18 protein-coding genes are annotated in these 17,156 nt (G+C 70.7%); 5 read left to right on the top strand and 13 right to left on the bottom strand.

All coding sequences use genetic code 11. The features are described 5' to 3' along the window. Positions 1-48: 48 nt before the first annotated feature. The 4 genes from DEI89_RS14825 to DEI89_RS14810 form a co-directional block, all read right to left on the bottom strand. On the bottom strand, positions 49-723 hold the full coding sequence (locus DEI89_RS14825; protein WP_110904828.1) for an HAD family hydrolase: 675 nt from the start codon (positions 721-723) through the stop codon (positions 49-51). A gap of 132 nt (positions 724-855) precedes the next feature. Next, positions 856-1,461: a DUF3618 domain-containing protein gene (locus DEI89_RS14820; protein ID WP_309146535.1), complete on the bottom strand. Its 606-nt coding sequence runs from the start codon at positions 1,459-1,461 to the stop codon at positions 856-858. Further along, complete coding sequence (locus tag DEI89_RS14815; RefSeq protein WP_110904827.1) at positions 1,461-1,910, bottom strand: phage holin family protein; 450 nt, start codon at positions 1,908-1,910, stop codon at positions 1,461-1,463. The genes DEI89_RS14820 and DEI89_RS14815 overlap by 1 nt, the downstream gene beginning before the upstream one ends. Further along, complete coding sequence (locus DEI89_RS14810) at positions 1,907-2,767, bottom strand: hypothetical protein (RefSeq protein WP_110904826.1); 861 nt, start codon at positions 2,765-2,767, stop codon at positions 1,907-1,909. The genes DEI89_RS14815 and DEI89_RS14810 overlap by 4 nt, the downstream gene beginning before the upstream one ends. 190 nt (positions 2,768-2,957) lie before the next feature. Between DEI89_RS14810 and DEI89_RS14805 the strand changes: the two genes are divergently transcribed. Then, positions 2,958-3,725: a glycosyltransferase family 2 protein gene (locus tag DEI89_RS14805; RefSeq protein ID WP_110904825.1), complete on the top strand. Its 768-nt coding sequence runs from the start codon at positions 2,958-2,960 to the stop codon at positions 3,723-3,725. Positions 3,726-3,776: 51 nt separating this feature from the next. Here the strand turns inward: DEI89_RS14805 and DEI89_RS14800 are convergent, their stop codons facing one another. Further along, positions 3,777-4,706, bottom strand: a complete 930-nt coding sequence (locus tag DEI89_RS14800) for an NADP-dependent oxidoreductase (protein ID WP_110904824.1) — start codon at positions 4,704-4,706, stop codon at positions 3,777-3,779. Between the two features lie 91 nt (positions 4,707-4,797). On the opposite strand from DEI89_RS14800, the gene DEI89_RS14795 reads away from it, so the two are divergent. The 3 genes from DEI89_RS14795 (at position 4,798) to DEI89_RS14785 (ending at position 6,438) form a co-directional block, all read left to right on the top strand. Continuing rightward, entirely contained in the window at positions 4,798-5,298 is a 501-nt protein-coding gene (locus DEI89_RS14795) for a MarR family winged helix-turn-helix transcriptional regulator (RefSeq protein WP_110904823.1), read from the top strand. A gap of 244 nt (positions 5,299-5,542) precedes the next feature. Beyond that, entirely contained in the window at positions 5,543-6,196 is a 654-nt protein-coding gene (locus DEI89_RS14790; RefSeq protein ID WP_146236818.1) for a hypothetical protein, read from the top strand. Next, the gene (locus DEI89_RS14785) at positions 6,193-6,438 is read left to right on the top strand and encodes a hypothetical protein (RefSeq protein ID WP_110904821.1); all 246 of its coding nucleotides are present in this window, start codon (positions 6,193-6,195) and stop codon (positions 6,436-6,438) included. The genes DEI89_RS14790 and DEI89_RS14785 overlap by 4 nt, the downstream gene beginning before the upstream one ends. A 33-nt stretch (positions 6,439-6,471) precedes the next feature. Here DEI89_RS14785 and DEI89_RS14780 read toward each other — a convergent pair whose 3' ends face one another. The 6 genes from DEI89_RS14780 to DEI89_RS14755 all read right to left on the bottom strand — a co-directional run bounded on the left by DEI89_RS14780 (position 6,472) and on the right by DEI89_RS14755 (position 14,528). Continuing rightward, positions 6,472-7,659, bottom strand: coding sequence for an ROK family transcriptional regulator (locus DEI89_RS14780; RefSeq protein ID WP_110904820.1), 1,188 nt, complete (start codon positions 7,657-7,659; stop codon positions 6,472-6,474). A 155-nt stretch (positions 7,660-7,814) separates the two neighbouring features. Next, positions 7,815-10,085: an alpha-xylosidase gene (gene yicI / locus DEI89_RS14775; RefSeq protein ID WP_110904819.1), complete on the bottom strand. Its 2,271-nt coding sequence runs from the start codon at positions 10,083-10,085 to the stop codon at positions 7,815-7,817. Continuing rightward, positions 10,085-11,008, bottom strand: a complete 924-nt coding sequence (locus tag DEI89_RS14770; RefSeq protein WP_110904818.1) for a carbohydrate ABC transporter permease — start codon at positions 11,006-11,008, stop codon at positions 10,085-10,087. Before DEI89_RS14770 ends, yicI begins: the two co-directional genes overlap by 1 nt. Further along, positions 11,005-11,907: a carbohydrate ABC transporter permease gene (locus DEI89_RS14765; RefSeq protein WP_110891462.1), complete on the bottom strand. Its 903-nt coding sequence runs from the start codon at positions 11,905-11,907 to the stop codon at positions 11,005-11,007. The genes DEI89_RS14770 and DEI89_RS14765 overlap by 4 nt, the downstream gene beginning before the upstream one ends. Positions 11,908-12,126: 219 nt before the next feature. Further along, the gene (locus DEI89_RS14760) at positions 12,127-13,431 is read right to left on the bottom strand and encodes an ABC transporter substrate-binding protein (RefSeq protein ID WP_110904816.1); all 1,305 of its coding nucleotides are present in this window, start codon (positions 13,429-13,431) and stop codon (positions 12,127-12,129) included. An 89-nt stretch (positions 13,432-13,520) separates the two neighbouring features. Beyond that, positions 13,521-14,528, bottom strand: a complete 1,008-nt coding sequence (locus tag DEI89_RS14755; RefSeq protein WP_181421682.1) for a LacI family DNA-binding transcriptional regulator — start codon at positions 14,526-14,528, stop codon at positions 13,521-13,523. Between the two features lie 279 nt (positions 14,529-14,807). Between DEI89_RS14755 and DEI89_RS14750 the strand changes: the two genes are divergently transcribed. Then, a complete protein-coding gene (locus tag DEI89_RS14750) occupies positions 14,808-15,293 on the top strand; it encodes a hypothetical protein (protein ID WP_110904814.1) in 486 nt (161 codons plus the stop codon). A 74-nt stretch (positions 15,294-15,367) separates the two neighbouring features. Here the strand turns inward: DEI89_RS14750 and DEI89_RS14745 are convergent, their stop codons facing one another. After that, on the bottom strand, positions 15,368-16,450 hold the full coding sequence (locus DEI89_RS14745) for a Gfo/Idh/MocA family protein (RefSeq protein ID WP_110904855.1): 1,083 nt from the start codon (positions 16,448-16,450) through the stop codon (positions 15,368-15,370). Then, positions 16,447-17,139, bottom strand: coding sequence for a ThuA domain-containing protein (locus DEI89_RS14740; RefSeq protein ID WP_110904813.1), 693 nt, complete (start codon positions 17,137-17,139; stop codon positions 16,447-16,449). Before DEI89_RS14740 ends, DEI89_RS14745 begins: the two co-directional genes overlap by 4 nt. Between the last annotated feature and the right edge of the window lie 17 nt (positions 17,140-17,156).

The raw sequence follows: 17,156 nt of genomic DNA, 5'->3' as shown, positions 1-17,156 counted from the left end.
ATCGTCCATCCTGACACGCGACGGGCGGACGCGTGCGCACGGGTCGCGTCAGGAGAGCGAGCCGATCGGGCTGCCGTCGAGGTCCTCGAGCAGGGCCGCAGCGTCGTCGTACACGGCCGCGGCGCCGGCACCGCGCAGCTCGTCCCCGCCGATGCCGCCGGTCATCACGCCGATGCAGGTCACCCCGACGCGACCAGACGCCTCGACGTCCCACATCGCGTCGCCGATCATGACGGCACGCTCGGGGTCCACGCCCACCTTCTGCAGTGCGACCTCGATGATCCCGGGGTCTGGCTTCGCCTGCTCGACGTCCTCGCCGCTCGTCACCGCGGTGATCCAGCGGTCGGCGTCCAGGAGTTCCAACAGCCGGTCGAGTTCGTTCTGCGGGGCGCTCGTCGCGAGCACCACGGCGTGCCCGCGGCCGGCGACCGCCTCGAGCAGGTCACGCGCACCGGGCAGCAGCCGCAGCTGCGGCATGTGCTCGGAGTAGTAGGCGGTGTGGAACTGCTTCGCGGTGTCACGGACCTCGTCCGAGCCGTCCGGCAGCAGCGACTCCAGGAGCTTCGACGAGTCCATCCCGATCGCCCGGTGGATCCGCCAGGCGTCCACGGACTCGCCCGCCGCGCGGAAGGCCCGCCACCAAGCGTCGATGTGGGCGTAGTTGGAGTCGGCCAGGGTGCCGTCGATGTCGAAGAGGACGGCGGTGGTGGGGGTGTCGGACATGCCTCCACCCTGCTCCGTCGGCGGCGACCGTCGCCTCAGGTGGGCCCCCGGGCGCGGTGGACGCGCCGGACGACGGACGGGAGGCCCGGGACCGTCTGGTCCCGGGCCTCCCGTCCGTCAGGTGGTGACGTGTCAGGCGCTGCGGACGTCGTCCGCCGACGACTGCGCGTTGTCCTTCACGTCGGACGCGGCGCCCTGCGCCTCGTCCTTGACCGTCTGGGCGGCGTCCTGCGCGGTGCCCTTGAGGTCCTGCGCGTGCTCCTTGGCGGCGTCGACGAGCGGGCCGCTGGCGTCCTTGGCCTGCTCCTTCGCCTTGTCCAGGAGCGGTGCGGCCTTGTCCTTGAGGTCGCCCGCGAGTTCCTCTTCCTTGGTGGAGGAGGGCAGGAGCGACGACGCGAGCCAGCCGACACCGAAGGCGATGAGGCCCACGGCGAGCGGGTTGCCCTTCGCCTTCTCGACACCGCGCGAGGCGGCGTCCTTGGCGGAACCGGTCGCGTTCGACGTGGAGCCGGAGACGCTGGAGCGAGCCGAGCCGGCCGCGCCCATGACGGAGTCGCGTGCGCTGCCCGCCGCGCCCATCACGGAGTCGCGGGCGTCCTGGAACCGGCCCTTGACCTTCTCGGTCTGGCGGTGGGCGATCGACGACGGGTTGACCTTGTCGGCCAGGGCGTCGACGTCCGAACCGAGTTCGCCGCGGGTGCGCTCGATGTCGGCGCGGATCTCGTCTGGGGTACTCATCAGTTCCTCCCGTTGTTGGGCTTGAGTGTCTCGGGGACTTCCTTGACGGTCGCGACCGTCTGCGGCGCACCGTTGATCTGCTTGATCTCCTTGCGCCCGCGGGAGGCGAGGATCGCTGCGGCGATGGCGTAGATGACGGCGATGACCACGGCGGACCAGGCGTTGCCGATGAGGTAGCCGAGGCCCCACCATGCGGCGATCGACAGGAACAGCAGAGCGAACAGCCCGGTGACCCCGGCGCCGCCGAACATGCCGGCGCCCTTGCCCGCCTTCTTCGCGGAGTCGGTCAGCTCTGCCTTGGCGAGCGCGACCTCCTGCCGGAAGAGGGTCGAGAGGTCACGGGACACCTCGGAGAGGAGTTCGCCGAGGGGCGTCGATGCAGCACGCTCCTCGGCGCTCGGCTGCCCGGGCACCGTCCGACCGGTCGCGCCGGGGAACGGATCGGTCATACGAGCGGCCCCGTCCCGGCGGTGCCGGTCCCCGTGGTGCTCGTGCCGGTGACGCCCGTCGAGCCGAGGTCGGAGGTCCCGGTCGTCCCGGTGGTGCCGGACGCCTCGGCTTCCTTCTCGTGCTTGATCTCGGTCGTCAGCGCCTTGGCGAGACGGCCGGCGAGGATGCCCGCACCGGCGGCGATCGCGATGAAGGTGCCCGGACGGCGCGCTGCGAACGACTTCACGTCGTCGACGAGCGAACCCGGGTCACGGCCTTCGAGGTACCCGGCGAAGGAACCGGCACGGTTCGACAGGTCGCGGACGACCTTCGAGGCCAGGCCCTGCTCGTCGTCGTTCTCGGCCATCTTGCCGAGCTGCTCACCGATCGTGCGGAGTCCGCCGGCGGCGCGCTGCTGCTGGTCGGCAGCCTGGTCCTTGAGGGTGCTGGACGCCTGCCCGTAGAGCTGGCGTGCGTGGTCCGACACCTCGGAGGCGACGTTCGCGGCCTGCTCCTTGGCGGTGCCCGCGACGTTCGCGGCCTTCTCCTTGGCGTCGCCGGCGACGTCGGAGGCGGCACCCTTCGCGGCGTCGGCCTTGCCACCGCTCGAGCTGTCGTCGGAGCCGGTGCTGCTGACGCCGCTGCCGGTACCGGTCGCGGTCAGGCTGCCGGCGGGGACGGTGCCCGCGGGCAGCTGCTCGTCGGCGGGGATGGCGTCCAGCGGTTCGAGGTCGTCGAATCCGGTGGGGCGCGCGACGGGGGTACCGCTCGCGTAGGACGGGACCGTGACGCCGGGGTGGATCTCGTGACCCTCGGCGGCAGCCGTGGCGTCGTGGATGGGCGTCCCGGAGTCGTTCCCGGGTGGGTTCGTGGTCATGGTCGGCCTTCCGGTCTTCTCGTCGCGGCGGGCGGTGCACCCGCTGCGTTGGACACGAACCTGCGCGGAAGAGTCTGGGACGGGTTCCAGGAACGCCGATCTGCGCGGATTCCCGCTCGACCCTCCCCAGAACGCCAGTCGAGGAGCGACATGCCCCTCCTTCACAGCGACCGTCCGGTTGGCTGGAGGCATGCCATCCGTCTCGGTCGTGGTCCCCGTGCGCGACGACGCCGAGCACCTTCGACGGTGCCTGACGGCTCTGGCGGCGCAGACCCGGCTCCCGGACGAGGTCGTCGTCGTCGACAACGGCAGCTCCGACGACAGCGCGGCCGTGGCCCGTGCCGCCGGCGCCGTCCTCTGCGTCGAACCGGTCCGCGGCATCGCCCGTGCGTCGTCGCTCGGCTACGACACGGCCCGAGGGGACGTGATCGTCCGGCTCGATGCGGACTCCGTGCCGCCGCCGCACTGGATCGCGAGCGCGCTCGACCTGCTCGAGGACCCCGCCGTGGTCGCGGTCACCGGTCCGGGCCGGCCCGTGGACGCCGGGCCCCTCGTCCGGCTCGCCTGGCCGGTCCTCTACATGCAGCCGTACTTCGTCCTCATGCACGGCGCACTCGCTCGACCACCGTTGTTCGGGTCCGCGACAGCGATCCGCAGGTCCGCATGGCTCGCCGTCAGCGACCGGGTGCACCGGGACGACCCGGAGGTCCACGACGACGTCGACCTCAGCATGCAGCTGGACCCGTCGTGGCGGGTGCTGGCCGATCCCGTGCTGGCGGTGGGGGTGTCCGCGCGACCGTTCTCGAGCCTCCCGTCCGCACTGTTGCGTGCACGACGCGCGTTCCACACCTTCCGGGTGACCGGTCGGCGCGCCTCACCCTCACGCCGGTGGGCGCGACGGCTCCGGGTGGCCTGGCGGGCTCGTGACCACGTACGGGCGTGGTGGCGGGCGCGCTGACCGTCGACGCCACACCCGACGGCTGACGCGGCTCGTCGTGTCCGTCCCACCTCAGGGCAGGACGACCACCTTGCCGGCGATGGCCCCGTCGGCGGCCTCGGCGTGCAGGGCCGGCAGCGCGGTGAGCGGGATGCGCCGCGTGACCTCCACGTGCAGCGAGCCCTCGTCGACCAGGGACACCAGGCGTGTCAGACGGTCGCGGTTCGGCAGCACGAAGACGACCGCGGAGCGCACGCCACGTGATGCGTCGTCCGGGGCGGGCATCCAGGCGGTGGTGCTGACGACCGCGCCGCCGTCACCGACCAGGGCGACCAGTCGGGTGAACTCCGCGGGGTCGAGCGGGGCCAGGTTGAGGAGCACGTCGACCGGTTCGGTGACGGCGTCCAGCAGGTCCGTCGTGGTGTGGTCGACGACCTCGTCCGCTCCCGCAGCCCAGACGGCGTCGGCACTGCGGGGGCTGGCGGTCGCGACGACGTGTGCGCCGAGCTGCTTCGCCAGCTGGACCGCGTACTTGCCGACCACACCGCCCGCGCCGACGACCAGCAGGCGCTGCCCGGCCTGCAGCCGTCCGTCGTCGACGAGCGCCTGCCAGGCCGTCAGGGCGACGGAGGGCAGTGCGGCGGCGTCGGCGAGCGGGATGCTCGTCGGGGCGGGGACGAGGACGTCGGCAGGAGCGACGACGTACTCGGCCGCGCCGCCGTCCCGCTCCATGGGCAGGAACCCGATGACCGTGTCACCGACGGTGAGCCCCTCGACTCCAGCCCCCACGGCGTCCACCGTGCCGGAGACGTCGTAGCCGGGGACGTGCGGCAGCACGATCGGGATGGGGAGGGCCCCGGCGCGCATCCCGGCGTCGGCGGCACTGAACGCCGAGGCGGCGACCCGGACCCGGACCTCGCCCTCGGCCGGGACGGGCTGTGCGACGTCGACGTACCGGAGCACCTCGGGGCCGCCGATCTCCTGGAACTGGACTGCCTTCATGGTCGTTTCCTCTCCTTGTTGCTTCGAGTTCGAAGCACTTGTCAGGAAGGTACCACTGCTTCGAAGTTGAAGCAATGGGTAGGATCAATGCATGACCGAGACACCGCTCCCGCTCACCGGAGCGCAACTGACCGCCTACCTCTCGTTCACCGAGGTCAGCGCCCTGCTCCGACCCGCGGTCGAGAAGCAGCTCAAGGACGTCGGAGCGCTCAGCTACGTGCAGTTCCAGTTGCTCGCCCGACTCGGCGACGATCCGAGCGGCAGCCGGAGCATGACCGACCTGGCGGACGGCGTCGTCTACAGCCGGAGTGGACTGACCTACCAGGCGCAGCTGCTCGACCAGCGCGGGCTCGTCTCCAGGGCACCGTCGCCCGAAGACGAGCGCCGCGTCGTCGTCACGATCACCGACGCGGGCCGCGAGGTCCTGTCCGCCGTGTTCCCGGGACACATCGCGCTCGTGCGCGAACTCCTCTTCGCCTCACTGTCCGAAGCGGACGTCGAGTCGCTCGCACGGATCCTGAACCAGGTCGGGACGCGTCTCCGCGAGGCGCCGCCCCGCTCCGCCGCTCCGCGCCGTCGACGGGCCGACTGACGCGACGGTCAGCAACGTGGCGCGAGGAGCCTCGCGGCCCACATCGAACACCGTCCAGCCGGACGGCGTAGCGTCACTCGAGTCGCCCAGCCGGAAGGCACGCGAGGGACCCTGACCTCGTGGAGCGACGACTCGCGCCTGCCACTCCCGGAGGCACGCGCAGGCCGTGGACGCCCGCCCTGACCCGAACGGCGGCGGGCGTCCGCGAGTCCACTCGGCCAGGTGCCGGCCGGGAGGCTCGTCAGTGGCCGCCACCGTGCCTCTGCCGGTATTCCACATTGCTGTTCTTCATTGCAATGCGTCGGGAAGTCTTCTACGGTCGAGTTGTTGCGGCGCAACGACTCACCCAGGAGGAACGATGAATTCCGGCCCGACCACGATCACCTGCATCGCGACCACCGTTGCGCTGACGCTGAGCAGCCTGCTCTGGACGCCGGCGGTGGCGTCTGCCACCACTCGGCCGACGGAGCTGGACACGGCCGCCGCAGCGCGAGCGTCGAACCCTGGTGTCGTCGCTGAAGCCATCCGGGAAGCAGACGCTGCCGGTGCGCTGACGAGTGATGTGACCAGCGCCGACGGCACTCGCCTCGTGACGATCTCCGCGGGGCACCTGGACCTCGATCTGACCGTGCCCGGTCGGGACCACCGACTCGGAGCAGGAAAGGACAAGAACGGCGTCTTCGTCGACTTCAACTCGTTCGATCAGCAGGTGATCATCGGCGGAGGCGGAGTCGTCGCCGCCGAAGGGCTGTGTGCGCTCGGTCCGGCGGTGTGTGTCATCGCCAACGTCGTCGTCCTGCTTGCCTTCACCGCCATCAGCAACAACGGTGGCGTCAAGTGCGGGAAGAAAGTCCTGCGAGTCCACGCTTCAGGCAAGCCAGCCCCGTTCTGCGCGTGACCGGGCTGAACCGCGCAGTCACCGCGACGGTGAGGGTCGTCTCGAGCATCGGGTTCGCAGCGTTCCTGGCGATGTGCACGCTCCTCGCAGGGGCTGCACTGTCAGTGGACCTCCGGGAGGACGGACATCCCGTGCTGAGCGCGGTCGCGAGTGGCACCGGGATGGCCCTCGGCGGCGGCAACCTCGGTTGGGCGGTCCGGCGTCGGCAGCGGCGAGCACAGCGGACGCACTCCGGCGAATGAGGAGGCCTCGCGGCCTGTCGGGACGGCCGCCGCTCAGCCCGCCGCCGGGTCGGCCAGCAGTGACGTGAACGCGAGCTCGGCCGCACCGCGGAAGAGCACACTGCCGACGAGCTCCGCCGGGACGATCCGCAGGTCCTCGCCCATCGCGGTCATCGTCTGCGCGCGCACGGCGTCCTCGAGTCGGGGCCCGACGTGCCGCAACAGCGTGCCGAGGAACCCGCCGAGCACGACGACGTCCGGGTTCACCGTGTGCACCACGTTGCGGATGGCGACGGCGAGCGCCGTGACCTGCCGGTCGACGACGGCCGCCAACTCCGGCCGGGGACCGTCGGCGAGGACGTCGCCGAGCCGGTCGGCCTGGTCGATCCCGAGTCCGGCGGCATCGAGCAGCGCTGCCTGCGAGGCCTCCGTCTCCAGGCACCCGACGGCCCCGCAGTGGCAGCGGATCCCGTTCGCCGCGACGAAGGTGTGGCCGAGCTCCCCCGCGTACCCGGCGGCACCGGCGAGTGGGCGGCCACCGGTGATGATCCCGCCACCGATGCCACTCGCACCGCCGTTGACGTACACGACGTCGGTGGCCCCGCGCCCGGCACCGTAGAGGAACTCCGCGGTGACGCCGAGGTTCGCGTCGTTCGCGGCCAGTACCGGCAGCCCGGTGCGCTCGGCGAGCGGAGCGGCGAACGCCTCGTCACGCCAGGCGAGGTGCGGGGCGTACCGGACGACACCGTCACCGACCCGGACGATCCCGGGGACCGACACCGCGACGCCGACGACCCGTCGGCCCGCGGTCCGTTGCCGCTCGGCCGCAGCCGCGACCAGGTCGGTGGCGATGGCCAGCGCTTCGTCCGGTGTCGAGACCGAGGAGGTCCGGACGGTCCGCCGCTCGTGTTCGGTGCCGTCGAGGCCGATGACGGCCAGGGTCACGGCGTCGATCTCGGGGACGATCCCGAGGGCGACGACCTCGGCCGAAGCGGAGACGGTCGCACTCGGACGTCCGACGCCGGTGGCGGGCGGCGCGTCCCCCTCGACGACCAGGCCGAGGTCGACGAGTTCGCCGACGAGGGCGGCGACCGTGGAGCGGTTCAGTCCGGTCTCACGGGTGAGGGCGGAGCGGGGCATCGGTCCACGCTCGTGCACGAGTCGCAGGACCCGGGCGAGGTTGCGGCGCCGGACGACGTCCGTGGTGCGCGCAGGACGGGAGGCTGTGCTCGCCTCCGACATGTCCGCTCCGATCGTCCGTCCCGCCAGCGTAGTGCGGCCGGCGGGGGCGGCCGCGTGCCGCGCTGTCCGCTCGGTTCGCTCGGTTCGCGCTGAGCGACAGTCCTCGTGGTGGCGGCCGCGAGGACTGTCGCCCAGCGCGAACGGACGATCGCGTGTCAGCCGGCGGCCGTGACCGTGCCGTCGTCAGCGAACGCGATCGGGTACGTGACCGCCCGGCCGGCGGGGGACGTCACCACCACGTCACGGGTGCCGGCACCACCGGCGCCCGGGAACGCCCGGAACTCGAGGGCCTTGTGGTAGTCGTGGTCCGGCCGGTCGGTGCGGGTGGACAGCGGCAGGACCGCGCCCTCGCGGACCCAGAGCGGGAGGGTGTCGAAGCCGTGCCGCTCGCGCCGCCAGACCCCGCCGGGAACGACCTCGCCCGTGAACCAGTTCGTCCACGAGCCCGCCGGGAGCCAGTACTCGACGTCGCCGGACTCGCTGAACACCGGCGCGACGAGCAGGTCCGGTCCGAGCAGGTACTGCCGGTCGCAGTACGCCGCGGTCGGGTCGTCCGGGAACGCCAGCGGCATCGGACGCATCACCGGGATGCCCCGCGCCGACGCCTCGAGCCCGGCCGCGTACAGGTACGGCATCAGCCGGAGCTTCAACTCGGTGAAGGTCCGCGTGACGTCGACCGCTTCCTCGTCGAACGCCCACGGCACCCGGTAGGAACTGCTGCCGTGGAAACGGCTGTGCGATGAGAGCAGCCCGAACTGCACCCAGCGCTTGAAGACGGCCGGGTCCGGGGTGCCCTCGAAGCCGCCGATGTCGTGCGACCAGAAACCGAAGCCGGACAGCGCCAGGGACAGGCCGCCGCGCAGGGTCTCCGCCATCGACGGGAACGACGAGGTGTTGTCCCCGCCCCAGTGCACCGGCATCTGCTGGCCGCCGGCGGTGGCGGAGCGGGCGAACACGACCGCGTCACCCTGGCCCTTGGTCTCCTGCAGCACCTCGAACACGGCCTGGTTGTACAGCTGGGTGTACCAGTTGTGCATCCGCTCGGGGTCGCTGCCGTCGGCGTAGACCACGTCGAGGGGGATGCGCTCGCCGAAGTCGGTCTTGAAGCAGTCGACGCCCTGCTCGACGAGTGCCCGGAGTTTCGACTGGTACCAGGCGGTGGCGTCCGGGTTCGTGAAGTCGACGAGCCCCATGCCGGCCTGCCAGAGGTCCCACTGCCAGACGGTGCCGTCGGGGTTCATGACGAGGTAGCCGCCTTCGACCGCCTCGTCGAACAGCGCCGACGCCTGCCCGATGTACGGGTTGATCCACACGCAGACCCGCAGGTCCTTGTCGTGCAGTCGTCCGAGCATGCCGGTGGGGTCCGGGAACACCCGGGGGTCCCACTCGAAGTCACACCAGGTGAACTCGCGCATCCAGAAGCAGTCGAAGTGGAACACCGAGACCGGCAGCTGGCGGGCGGTCATCTCGTCGACGAACGAGGTCACGGTCGCTTCGTCGTAGTCGGTCGTGAACGAGGTCGACAACCACAGGCCGTAGGACCACGCCGGCACGTGCGCCGGACGACCGGTGAGCTGGGTGTACCGCTCCAGGACGGCTGACGGGCTGCCGCCGCCGATGACGTGGAACACCAGGGACTCCCCCGGCACCGAGAACTGCACGCGCTCGACGGTCTCGGAACCGACCTCGAAGGAGACGTGCCCGGGGTGGTCGACGAGGACGCCGTACCCGCGGTTGGTCAGGTAGAACGGCACGTTCTTGTACGACTGCTCGCTCGAGGTGCCACCGTCGGCGTTCCAGATGTCGACGGTCTGCCCGTTCTTGACGAGCGGCCCGAAGCGTTCGCCGAGCCCGTAGACGAGCTCCCCCACGCCCAGGTCGAGCTGCGCGTGCACGAACCGGTCAGACGCCGGTGCGTCCGCGCCTTGGACCCGGGCGTTGCCGACCACCCCACGGGAGACTTCGGCGCCGGGGTCGAGGGTGACGTACCCGAGCGACTTGTGCCCGGAGTTGGTGAGCACCCGCTCGGTGCCGTCCGCGTCGGTCGCCACGAACCGCAGGTCCCAGGGCGCTCCGCGGGTGACGACGGCCGACAGGTCTCCGGAGGTGAGGGTCCCGACACCGTCCTCGACCGTGGCGGAGCCGTGCCCCGCCTCCTGGCCGACCAGGTCGAAGGAGAGCTCCGGACGCGGTGCCCGGAAGTGCTCGACGCGGACGGTGACCACGCCCTCCATGGGGCTGGACAGTGAGACGGTGAGGGTCGGACGGTTGAGGGTGTCGCCCCGCGACGCGATGACCTTGGTCGGCGCCGTGACGACCAGGCGGTCACCCTCGGGCGACTGCCGTGCGTCGATGTCGTACGCCTCGGCGGCGTACACGGGGTGGACTCCGGGCCTGAGCTGCCAGAACCCGTCGGTGAACTTCATTACTTGACCGCTCCTGCCGTGATGCCGCGCGCGAGGGTGCGCTGGAAGATGAGGAAGAACACGAGCGTCGGGATGAGGCCGAGCAGGGCCGACGCGCTCGTGGTGGTGACGTCCATCAGCCGGTCGCCCTGCAGCAGGGAGATCGCGACCGGAACCGTCTGGTTGTCGTTGCTGACCAGGAAGGTCAGGGGGATGAGGAACTCGTTCCACGTCCAGATGAAGAAGAAGATGAGCAGGACGGACAGGGTCGGGCGGCTGATCGGGACGATGACCCGCCAGAGCACACGCCAACGACCGGCGCCGTCGAGCGCGGCGGCCTCGAGGATCTCCTTCGGGAAGGTCCCGTAGACGCTCGAGAGCAGGTACGTGCCGAACGCGGACTGGATCACCGTGAAGACGATGATCACGCTCCACACGTTGTCGTACAGTCCGATGCCCTTGAACATCATGTAGAGCGGGTAGAGCAGCACCTCCTGCGGCAGCATGTTCGCGAGCATGAACAGCACCACGATCCAGGTGCGGTAGCGGACCCGGCCGATGCCGATCGCGAACGCGTTGAGGATCGAGATGAGCACCGCGAGCAGCGCCACCATGCCGCTGATGAAGACGCTGTTCCAGAGTTTCAGCGGGAAGTCGACCCGGTTCCAGAACGTCGTGATGCCGTCGAAGGACAACTGCGTCGGCCAGGCGAGCGGACCGCCGGCCGCGTAGTCCGCCGGCGTCTTGAACGAGTTGAGCAGGATGAGCAGGAACGGCGCGGCGATGAGCACCGCGATGACGATCCCGCCGGCGAGGACGACCCAGTCGGAGGGCCGCTTGACCCCGCCTTCGCCCGGTCGCTTGCGCGGCTTCGCCGTCGGGCGGGAGGCCCGGCCCGCGTCCGCCGTGACGGTCGCCCTGGTGCTGGGTGCGGACACGGTCATCGTGCCTCCTCCTTGCGTTCGGCCCGGTTCTGGGCGGCGATGAACCCGATGGCCACGATCACGATGACGACCGTCAGGGCGGTGGCGATGGTGGCGCCGTACCCGACCTGCTGCGCCTGGAAGAACTGGCTGTACGAGTAGTAGCTCGGCACGATCGTGGCGTTGCCGGGGCCGCCGCCCGTCAGGGCGTAGACGGGCCCGAACACCTTGAGCGCCGCGATCGTGCAGGTGAGCACGACGACGAAGATCTCGGGCCGGATGATGTGCACGGTGATCGAGCGGAACCGCTGGAACCAGTTCGCACCGTCGAGTTCGGCGGCTTCGTAGAGCTCCGGGTCGACGCGCTGCAGGGCCGCCATGAAGACGACGACCGGGTAGCCGATCTGCACCCACACGAGCACGACCGCGACCGAGAGCAGCGCGGTGTCCGGGCTGCCGAGCCAGTTGTGCTGCAGACCGTCGAGTCCGACCGCGCCGAGCACCGCGTTGAGCGCACCGTTCTCCGGGCGCAGGATCCACCCGATGACGATCGCCGCGATGACGGCCGGCAGGATCTGCGGCAGGTAGTAGGTGGCGCGGAGGAAGCTGGCGAGCTTGCCGCCGAACTTCTTGCCGATCACGTCGAACAGCGCGGCGGCGAGGACGAGCCCCAGGCTGGTGGGGACGATCACCATCGCCAGGATCATCACGATGCTGTTCCGGAACGAGATCCAGAACTGCCCGTCGGCCATCAGCCGGCGCCAGTTGTCGAGCCCGGTGAACTGCGGCGGCAGGATCCCGCGGTAGTTCGTGAACGACAGGTACACGTTCCACCCGAGCGGCACGAGGATGATCGCCGCCAGCAGCACGAAGCCGGGGAGCAGGTAGAACCAGTAGCTGCCGCGGCCGGAGGCGGGCATGATCACGCCGTCGTCGCGGCGGCGGGGGCGGGGCACGCGGCCGCGGAGCGGCGCGAGAGGAGGACTGGACGCCATCGTCGGGCTTCCCTTCCGGGGAGTGGGGTGGTGCGGGTGAGGGGCCCGGGAGGCGCGTGACGAGTCGGACTCGTCACGCGCCTCCCGGGTGGCCGCGTCAGCGACCGGGGTGGTGCAGGTGACCGGAGGGTCGAGACCGTCAGGTCAACCCGTGACGGCCTTCACGCCGTCGGCGTACTGCTGGCCGAGCTCCTCGTTGACCTGCTTCGGCGAGCTGCTGCCGTTGAGGACGCTCTGCAGACCGGCGTTCAGCTGGTCGTAGAACGTCGACGTGGGCCAGTCGGGGTAGTACGCCAGACCGTCACGCTCGGTGAGCGTGTTGAAGTTGGCGATGAGTTCCTTGCTCTTCTCGTCGGTGATGTCGGACTCGGTCGCCGCGACCGGGACACCACCGTTGTTGCCGATGATCGCCTGCATCTCGGGACGGAGCGTGATGTCGATGAACTTCTCGGCGAGCGTCTTGTTCTTCGCCTTGGTCGGGACGACCCAGAGGTTGCCGGACGAACCGGGCGACATCTCGGCGCCCGGGTACAGGAAGGTGCCCCAGTCCTGCTGCATCTCGGTGCCGAAGCGGCCGTACCACCACGAGCCGGAGAAGAACATCGGGTACTTGCCGCTGATGAAGGCGGTGCCCGCGTCCTCGGCCTTCATGCCGGTGGCGTCACCGGAGATGTAGCCCTTGTCGGTCCAGTCCTTGATCGTCTTCGTGGCGTACGAGATCTGCTCGTCGGAGAAGTCCACCGGGTTCTTGTACAGCTGGTAGTCGTCGACCCAGCTGCGGTCCGCCTTGGACAGTGCGAGCTGGTACCAGAGCTGGCCGAGCGGGTACTCCGCGGCGGACTCGGCGAGGGGTGTGACGCCCTTCGACTCGAACGTGGCCATCGCCTTCTCGAGGTCGGTTTGGGTCTTCGGGACCTCGACGCCGTACTTCTCGAAGAGCTCCTTGTTGTAGTAGAACTCCACGTACTCGCCGTAGTCCGGCACGCCGTACCAGGAGCCGGAGCCCATCACGCCCTTGTCGTCGTAGCGCGCGGTGGTCTGCAGGGACTTCGCCAGCTTGTCGTCCCAGCCGTACTTCTCCACCGCGTCGTCGAGCGGGCTGAGCAGGCCCTGGCTGGCGAGCAGGCCGGCGGTGGCGTTGCCCTTGTTGTACTCGATGAGGTCCGGCGCCTGGTCGGAGTTCAGCGACTGGCTGGCCGTCTTCCGGATCTGCTCGAAGCTCTTCTCCTGGAACTCGACCTTCGCGCCGGTCTCCTTCTCGAAGACCTTGATGGACTCCTTCCAGGCCTTGCCCATGGCGGAGTCCTCGGACTCGAAGTGCCAGAGCTTCAGCGTCTTGCCGTCCTCGTTGCTGCGGTCGTCGGCGCTCCCACCGGCGGAACAGCCGGTCAGGACGACGGCGGTCGCGGCGAGCCCGGCGAGTGCGCCGAGCAGGCGTGACTTCTTCATGTCGCTACTTCCTCGTAGTTGTTGGGGTGTCGCAGTATCGAAGCGCTTCGACAGTGCACGGCCGAAGACGCCGGTGGAGCCGTGTCCGGTCAGTGCACCGGTCGGATGGACCCGCGGTCGATGAACCGCGGTCGGAGGAGTGTGACGCCCGGTTCACGGACACCGTCGACCTGACGGACGGCGCCCTCCACGGCGCCGCGACACATCTCCTCGAGCGGGAGGGGGATGGTGGACAGGGGGACCTCGAGCGCGTCGGTGTCGTAGCTCGCGCAGGCGGCGACGACCGAGACGTCCTCGGGGACACGGATGCCCCGGGACACGAGGTGGGCCAGGACGGCCTCGACGACGGGCTCGTTGCAGTGGAACACGAGCGCCGTCATGTCGGGCAGGCCGGCGAGCAGCTCGTCGGCGGCCGCACGCTGGTCGACGCGGTCGAGGGACGGGTACAGGGCGAGGGTCGCGATGCCGGCGGACCGGCACTCGTCCTCGAACGCGTCGGCGAACCGACGGATGAAGCCGGTGTGCCGCTCGACGTAGGTGGCGGGGTGCCCGATGACCCCGATGCTGCGGTGCCCCGCGGCGGCGAGCGCCCGGACGGATTCACGTCCGGCCTCGGCGAAGTCCAGGTCGATGCAGGTCAAGCCCGTGGTGTCACCCGGGACGCCGACGAACGCGGCCGCGGCACCGGAACTGCGAACGACCTCGGCCCGCTCGTCGTCCGTGGACACGCCGAGCACGACGACCCCGTCGACCAGCGAGCTGTCGACCACGCGACGGATGCCGGTGACCTCGTCGTCGCGGGCGAGCAGGAGGACGTCGTCGTCGTGCGCCCGAGCAGCCTCGACGACCGCTGTGACGAAGCGCATGTGCGTCGGCAGGTGCGCGTCCTCCCGGATCGGGGCGGACAGCGCGAGGATGTTCGTCCGGGCCCCGGCGAGCATCCGGGCACCGGCGTTCGGGCGGTAGTCCAGGTCCGCGACCGCTCGGTCGATGCGCTCCCGGGTGGTGGCGGAGATGCTGCGCTTGCCGGAGAGGGCGTAGGAGACGGTCGAGATCGACACGCCCGCGGCCTTCGCCACCTCGTGGATCGTCACCATGCGCGCACCTCCTCGTGCTCGTTCGTCGCTGCTGTCGGGCGGCTCGTGGAGGGCTTGTGAAGCGCTTCGACGAGCTCGCGACGGCGACGCTAACAGCGTCGAAGCGCTTCGCGCAACCCATTTGTCGGCGATGCCAACAAATGGAGCGCGCCATGTGCCCACCTCCCGTCGGCATCGGACGCGCCCGCCGCTGGGAGAGCGGGGCCGGACATCACGGATCGGCATCATCCGGACGACGACGAGGGTGTGGAGGCGGGTTCCCCTGCCAGGATCGACCGCATGGGGGCACGCAGCGCGCACGTCATCACCGCACTCGTCATCGGCACCGTCGGGGTGGTGACGCTCAGCGGGTGCACGGCCGACGAACCAGTACCGACGAAGACCGTGACTGTCAGCGCGACGCCCCGGGCGCTGCCGCCGGGCGACACCGACGTCAGCGCCGCAGCGGTGTGCGGGCAGGTGAGCGCCGTCGAGACCATCACGTTCAACGCCGCCGACGCACACCAGCGCGGTGTGCTCGGGGACGAGGCGTACCGGTCCCGTCTCGACGCCGCGCGCTTCGTCTACGAACGGCTCCCGTCCGTCGGCGACGTCGGCACCTCGGTCGCCGCACTGCAGACGTGGCTGACGGACCACCCGGCCACCGATTCGGCGCTCGCGCTCGACCCGGACGACGTCGGGCTGCAGGACGCCGTCGCGTCGGTCGGGGCGGCCTGCGGCGCGGCCGGGTCGCCGGTCGCCATCTCGGCGGCGTCCGGCGGCTGACGGGAACGCGGTCCCCTCGCGCCGACCGACCGATCACCGCGCCGGACCTGCCGCTGCGATGCCCGTCCGCCGGGCTACGCGAGCGGGACCGCCGCCGGCCGGGAGGCCCGGCTCACCACCTCGACGACGCCGTGCGTCCGCCCCGCGGTCACGATGGACTCCATGACGTCGAGCACGTGGAACGCCAGGTCACCGGAGGCCCGGTGCGACTCCCCCGACGCGATCGCCCGCGCCATGTCGGCGAGACCGACGCCCCGTCCAGCGTCGGGGAACCCGGCGAGGACGGGCAGTTCCCGGAACGTCCGGTCCGCAGGCGTCGCGATCCGGGTCGGGTCGGAGAACCGGTTCGGATCGGCGACCGACAGCGACCCGGCGGTGCCGTGCACCTCGAACAGCGGTGCCTCGGTCGCCCACACCTCGAACGACACCGTGAGCGTGGAGACGACCCCGCCCTCGTGCTCCAGGATCGCGACGACGTGGGTGTCGACGTCGACGGGCAGGACCTGCCCGGCGTTCGGCCCGGTCGCGACCGTGCGCTCCCGGGTCGACCGGGTGGTGCTCCCGCTGACGCGCACGACGGACCCGAAGAACGTGACGAGGCTGGTCAGGTAGTACGGGCCCATGTCCAGCAGCGGACCGCCGCCGGGCTGGTAGTAGAAGCCGGGCGCCGGGTGCCAGAGCTCGTGGCCGGGCGCGCTCCACGACACCGCGGCCGCGACGGGCGTGCCGATCCGACCCTCGTCGAGTGCGGCGCGGGCGGTCTGCACACCGGTGCCGAGCACGGTGTCCGGCGCGCTGCCGACCCGCAGGCCTCCGGTCTGGGCGGCGGCGAGCACCGGAGATGCCTCGGCGGTGCTCAGCGCGAGCGGCTTCTCGCCGTAGACGTGCTTGCCCGCAGCGAGTGCCCGGAGTGCCACCTCGGCGTGCGCCGCCGGGACCGTCAGGTTCAACACGACGTCGACCTCGTCCGACTGCAGGAGCTCGTCGACCCCGAGGGCGTGCACGCCCTGCTCGTCGGCGACCGTCGCAGCCCGGGCGGTGTCGAGGTCGGCGACCGCGGTGAGCCGGAGGTCGGGCAGCGACGGGAACTGCTCGAGGTACTGCCGGCTGATGTTGCCGACGCCGACCATGCCGACGCGGAGGGGTGCGGCGTTCATCGGGCGGCCCACAGCAGACCGCGCTCGATGATCGTGCGGACGGGTTGCGACTCGACGATCTCGATGCGGTGCCCGGGCGCCGAGACGAAGATCCGCCCCTTGCCCCACTGCCGGGTCCAGATCGCCGGCGAGGTCACCGGGCGGTTCCAGGCGTCCCAGCTCCGGGCCTCCTGGGTGGTGGTGGCGAGCACGTCGTCGTACTCGTCGCTGAGCACCCAGTACTGCTCGCTGACCAGGTCGAAGTCGTCGATTCCCTGCGTGATCGGGTGCTCGCGGCCGAGGTCCGTGACGTGCACCGTGTAGGGGATGTAGTTGTCGGACTGCTCGCCGACGCGCTCGGACGGGTGCTTGCCCGCGTGGTGGGCGAACTGGCCACCGATCATGTGCAGGTAGTCGGCGTTGTCCCGGTACGAGTCCGCGATGCCGCCGTGCCACCCGGCCATGCCGGTGCCGGCGAGGACGGCGCGCTGCAGGCCGTCGAACTCCTCCTTCGCGATGGTCGACATCGTGTTGACCTGCACCACGAGGTCGACCGTGTCCATCACGGCCTGGTCGGCGTAGACGGCGGTGCTCTCCTCGACACGGACGTCGAAGCCGTTGTCGCGGAGGAACGGGATGAACAGCTCGGTGGTCTCGACGGGCATGTGCCCGTCCCAACCGCCGCGGACGACGAGTGCCTGGCGTTGCATGGGTGCTGCTCCTGAGA

It is taken from the genome of Curtobacterium sp. MCBD17_030, from assembly GCF_003224255.1.
Taxonomy (GTDB): domain Bacteria; phylum Actinomycetota; class Actinomycetes; order Actinomycetales; family Microbacteriaceae; genus Curtobacterium.
The sequence above is the reverse complement of the archived record's forward strand: the minus strand, read 5'-3'. Positions and strand labels throughout refer to the sequence as shown.